The 5,571-nt window shown below is 48.7% G+C and carries 2 tRNA genes and 3 rRNA genes; all 5 read left to right on the top strand.

Going from position 1 to position 5,571, the window contains the following annotated elements:
• Positions 1-169: 169 nt before the first annotated feature.
• The 5 genes from AC1M83_RS14145 (at position 170) to rrf (ending at position 5,526) form a co-directional block, all read left to right on the top strand.
• Positions 170-1,707: ribosomal RNA gene (locus tag AC1M83_RS14145) — 16S ribosomal RNA — on the top strand.
• Positions 1,708-1,768: 61 nt separating this feature from the next.
• Positions 1,769-1,845 (top strand) — tRNA-Ile (locus AC1M83_RS14140).
• 39 nt (positions 1,846-1,884) lie between these two features.
• Positions 1,885-1,960, top strand: a tRNA-Ala gene (locus tag AC1M83_RS14135).
• 379 nt (positions 1,961-2,339) lie between these two features.
• Positions 2,340-5,231: ribosomal RNA gene (locus AC1M83_RS14130) — 23S ribosomal RNA — on the top strand.
• Positions 5,232-5,411: 180 nt separating this feature from the next.
• Positions 5,412-5,526: ribosomal RNA gene (gene rrf / locus AC1M83_RS14125) — 5S ribosomal RNA — on the top strand.
• The 16S, 23S and 5S rRNA genes sit together here with 2 tRNA genes alongside, the layout of an rRNA operon.
• The last annotated feature ends 45 nt before the right edge of the window (positions 5,527-5,571 follow it).

Raw genomic sequence — 5,571 nt, 5'->3', positions numbered from 1 at the left:
AAGATCATTAAGAGATTATGAAGAACAACTTGTGTGGATTTTTACTGGTTGATTGATCGATATATATTATCATTAATAATTGGTAGAAATTTCTCGAAGTTTATTTGAGCAAATTTTTTGTCAGTAATTGATGAGCCAAGATTGGTACCCTTTAGGTACTATTGATTTTAAACTGAAGAGTTTGATCATGGCTCAGATTGAACGCTGGCGGCAGGCTTAACACATGCAAGTCGAGCGGGGGAAGGTAGCTTGCTACTGGACCTAGCGGCGGACGGGTGAGTAATGCTTAGGAATCTGCCTATTAGTGGGGGACAACATCTCGAAAGGGATGCTAATACCGCATACGTCCTACGGGAGAAAGCAGGGGACCTTCGGGCCTTGCGCTAATAGATGAGCCTAAGTCGGATTAGCTAGTTGGTGGGGTAAAGGCCTACCAAGGCGACGATCTGTAGCGGGTCTGAGAGGATGATCCGCCACACTGGGACTGAGACACGGCCCAGACTCCTACGGGAGGCAGCAGTGGGGAATATTGGACAATGGGCGGAAGCCTGATCCAGCCATGCCGCGTGTGTGAAGAAGGCCTTTTGGTTGTAAAGCACTTTAAGCGAGGAGGAGGCTACTAAGATTAATACTCTTGGATAGTGGACGTTACTCGCAGAATAAGCACCGGCTAACTCTGTGCCAGCAGCCGCGGTAATACAGAGGGTGCGAGCGTTAATCGGATTTACTGGGCGTAAAGCGTGCGTAGGCGGCTTTTTAAGTCGGATGTGAAATCCCCGAGCTTAACTTGGGAATTGCATTCGATACTGGGAAGCTAGAGTATGGGAGAGGATGGTAGAATTCCAGGTGTAGCGGTGAAATGCGTAGAGATCTGGAGGAATACCGATGGCGAAGGCAGCCATCTGGCCTAATACTGACGCTGAGGTACGAAAGCATGGGGAGCAAACAGGATTAGATACCCTGGTAGTCCATGCCGTAAACGATGTCTACTAGCCGTTGGGGCCTTTGAGGCTTTAGTGGCGCAGCTAACGCGATAAGTAGACCGCCTGGGGAGTACGGTCGCAAGACTAAAACTCAAATGAATTGACGGGGGCCCGCACAAGCGGTGGAGCATGTGGTTTAATTCGATGCAACGCGAAGAACCTTACCTGGTCTTGACATAGTAAGAACTTTCCAGAGATGGATTGGTGCCTTCGGGAACTTACATACAGGTGCTGCATGGCTGTCGTCAGCTCGTGTCGTGAGATGTTGGGTTAAGTCCCGCAACGAGCGCAACCCTTTTCCTTATTTGCCAGCGGGTTAAGCCGGGAACTTTAAGGATACTGCCAGTGACAAACTGGAGGAAGGCGGGGACGACGTCAAGTCATCATGGCCCTTACGACCAGGGCTACACACGTGCTACAATGGTCGGTACAAAGGGTTGCTACCTAGCGATAGGATGCTAATCTCAAAAAGCCGATCGTAGTCCGGATTGGAGTCTGCAACTCGACTCCATGAAGTCGGAATCGCTAGTAATCGCGGATCAGAATGCCGCGGTGAATACGTTCCCGGGCCTTGTACACACCGCCCGTCACACCATGGGAGTTTGTTGCACCAGAAGTAGGTAGTCTAACCGCAAGGAGGACGCTTACCACGGTGTGGCCGATGACTGGGGTGAAGTCGTAACAAGGTAGCCGTAGGGGAACCTGCGGCTGGATCACCTCCTTAACGAAAGATTGACGATTGGTAAGAATCCACAACAAGTTGTTCTTCATGACGATGTATCTGAGGGTCTGTAGCTCAGTTGGTTAGAGCACACGCTTGATAAGCGTGGGGTCACAAGTTCAAGTCTTGTCAGACCCACCATGACATACTCATACGATACATTGATCTAAATGATAAGCTGGGGACTTAGCTTAGTTGGTAGAGCGCCTGCTTTGCACGCAGGAGGTCAGGAGTTCGACTCTCCTAGTCTCCACCACGTATTCATTCGAATACGTAGTAAGCAAACGAGTTGATAGCTTATAGAGCTTAGTAATAAAGCTGTGTATACTGCACGCCTTGATTATTAAGCTCTGTGATTTATCACAGTTGACTGCGATCTGACGAAGACGTAGTGAATCATTAACAGCATATATTTGAGTTGAAATAATTTGTTCATACTCATAGAAAGAGCGGAAACGAAATAACGTAAGTTATGGAGTTGAAGTGATTGAAATGAGAACTAGCGAAATTAACTGAATCAAGCGTTTTGGTATATGAATTTGAATTGAAGCTGTACAGTGTTTAGATACACAGTACTTCAAACTGTAATGTTGAACGATCTACTTGTAGGGTCGAACGACTGTTTGGGGTTGTATAGTCAAGTAATTAAGTGCATGTGGTGGATGCCTTGGCAGTCAGAGGCGATGAAAGACGTGATAGCCTGCGAAAAGCTCCGGGGAGGCGGCAAATATCCTGTGATCCGGAGATGTCTGAATGGGGGAACCCACCTATCATAAGATAGGTATTGCAACATGAATACATAGTGTTGCAAGGCAAACGCGGGGAAGTGAAACATCTCAGTACCCGTAGGAAAAGAAATCAATTGAGATTCCCTCAGTAGCGGCGAGCGAAAGGGGAAAAGCCCATTAAGTTATGTAAGCTTTAGTGGAATGCTCTGGGAAGTGCAACCATAGTAGGTGATAGTCCTGTACACGAAAGGGCTTACATGATGATGTCGAGTAGGGCGGGGCACGTGAAACCTTGTCTGAATATGGGGGGACCATCCTCCAAGGCTAAATACTCCTGACTGACCGATAGTGAACCAGTACCGTGAGGGAAAGGCGAAAAGAACCCCTGTGAGGGGAGTGAAATAGATCCTGAAACCGCATGCATACAAGCAGTGGGAGCATCTTCGTGATGTGACTGCGTACCTTTTGTATAATGGGTCAGCGACTTACATTCAGTAGCAAGGTTAACCGAATAGGGGAGCCGTAGAGAAATCGAGTCTTAATAGGGCGTTTAGTTGCTGGGTGTAGACCCGAAACCAGGCGATCTATCCATGAGCAGGTTGAAGGTGAGGTAACACTTACTGGAGGACCGAACCCACTGTCGTTGAAAAGCCAGGGGATGACTTGTGGATAGGGGTGAAAGGCTAATCAAGCCTGGTGATAGCTGGTTCTCCCCGAAAGCTATTTAGGTAGCGCCTCGGACGAATACCATTGGGGGTAGAGCACTGTTTCGGCTAGGGGGTCATCCCGACTTACCAAACCGATGCAAACTCCGAATACCAATGAGTACTATCCGGGAGACAGACTGCGGGTGCTAACGTCCGTAGTCAAGAGGAAAACAATCCAGACCGCCAGCTAAGGTCCCTAAATCATAGTTAAGTGGGAAACGATGTGGGAAGGCATAGACAGCTAGGAGGTTGGCTTAGAAGCAGCCACCCTTTAAAGAAAGCGTAATAGCTCACTAGTCGAGTCGGCCTGCGCGGAAGATGTAACGGGGCTAAAACTATGTACCGAAGCTGCGGATTTGCAATTTATTGCAAGTGGTAGGGGAGCGTTCTGTAAGCCGATGAAGGTGGATTGAGAAGTCTGCTGGAGGTATCAGAAGTGCGAATGCTGACGTGAGTAACGATAAAACGGGTGAAAAACCCGTTCGCTGAAAGACCAAGGGTTCCAGTCCAACGTTAATCGGGGCTGGGTGAGTCGACCCCTAAGGCGAGGCCGAGAGGCGTAGTCGATGGGAAATTGGTTAATATTCCAATACTTCTGTGTAATGCGATGAGAGGACGGAGAAGGTTAAGTCAGCCTGGCGTTGGTTGTCCAGGTGGAAGATTGTAGGCATGTATCTTAGGCAAATCCGGGGTACTCTATGCTGAGAATCGATAGCAAGCTAGTTTACTAGCGAAGTGGCTGATACCATACTTCCAGGAAAAGTCTCTAAGCTTCAGTTACACAGGAATCGTACCCGAAACCGACACAGGTGGTCAGGTCGAGTAGACCAAAGCGCTTGAGAGAACTCTGCTGAAGGAACTAGGCAAAATGGTACCGTAACTTCGGGAGAAGGTACGCTGCCGGCGGTGATAGGACTTGCTCCTTGAGCTACTGGCAGCCTCAGAAACCAGGCCGCTGCAACTGTTTATTAAAAACATAGCACTCTGCAAACACGAAAGTGGACGTATAGGGTGTGATGCCTGCCCGGTGCTGGAAGGTTAATTGATGGGGTTAGCGTAAGCGAAGCTCTTGATCGAAGCCCCAGTAAACGGCGGCCGTAACTATAACGGTCCTAAGGTAGCGAAATTCCTTGTCGGGTAAGTTCCGACCTGCACGAATGGCATAATGATGGCGGCGCTGTCTCCAGCAGAGGCTCAGTGAAATCGAATTCGCCGTGAAGATGCGGTGTACCCGCGGCTAGACGGAAAGACCCCGTGAACCTTTACTGCAGCTTGACATTGAACTTTGATCTTACTTGTGTAGGATAGGTGGGAGGCTTTGAAGTAGAAACGCCAGTTTCTATGGAGCCGTCCTTGAAATACCACCCTGGTAATATTGAGGTTCTAACTCTGCTCCATTATCTGGAGCGAGGACCATGTCTGGTGGGTAGTTTGACTGGGGCGGTCTCCTCCTAAAGAGTAACGGAGGAGTACGAAGGTGCGCTCAGCGTGGTCGGAAATCACGCGTAGAGTATAAAGGCAAAAGCGCGCTTAACTGCGAGACCCACAAGTCGAGCAGGTACGAAAGTAGGTCTTAGTGATCCGGTGGTTCTGTATGGAAGGGCCATCGCTCAACGGATAAAAGGTACTCTGGGGATAACAGGCTGATACCGCCCAAGAGTTCATATCGACGGCGGTGTTTGGCACCTCGATGTCGGCTCATCTCATCCTGGGGCTGAAGCAGGTCCCAAGGGTATGGCTGTTCGCCATTTAAAGAGGTACGCGAGCTGGGTTTAGAACGTCGTGAGACAGTTCGGTCCCTATCTACCGTGGGCGTTGGAAATTTGAGAGGATCTGCTCCTAGTACGAGAGGACCAGAGTGGACGAACCTCTGGTGTACCGGTTGTGACGCCAGTCGCATCGCCGGGTAGCTATGTTCGGAAGGGATAACCGCTGAAAGCATCTAAGCGGGAAGCCTACCTCAAGATTAGATTTCCCAAGGACTTTATGTCCTCTAAAGAGCCGTTGAAGACTACAACGTTGATAGGTTGGATGTGGAAGTACGGTGACGTATGAAGCTGACCAATACTAATTACTCGTGAGGCTTGACTATACAACACCCAAACAGTTGGTGTTGTGGTTCAAATCATGACAAATAACTTGATTTAGTTAGATAAAACGCTAAACTGCACAAATTAAAGCAACTCAAATAGCTGTTAATAACTTCTTTGACCAAGCAAAGGCACGCAAACAATACATGCGAATAAGACCCAAGCAAAGTCACAACAGTTGTGCTGGCGACAATAGCAAGAGTGAACCACCTGATCCCTTCCCGAACTCAGAAGTGAAACCTCTTAGCGCTGATGGTAGTGTGGGGTTACCCATGTGAGAGTAAGTCATCGCCAGCTCATTATTCTAAACACCCCCTTCAATACAAGGGGGTGTTTTTTTAT

The organism is Acinetobacter sp. 25-47-130 (assembly GCF_056779705.1).
The sequence above is the reverse complement of the archived record's forward strand: the minus strand, read 5'-3'. Positions and strand labels throughout refer to the sequence as shown.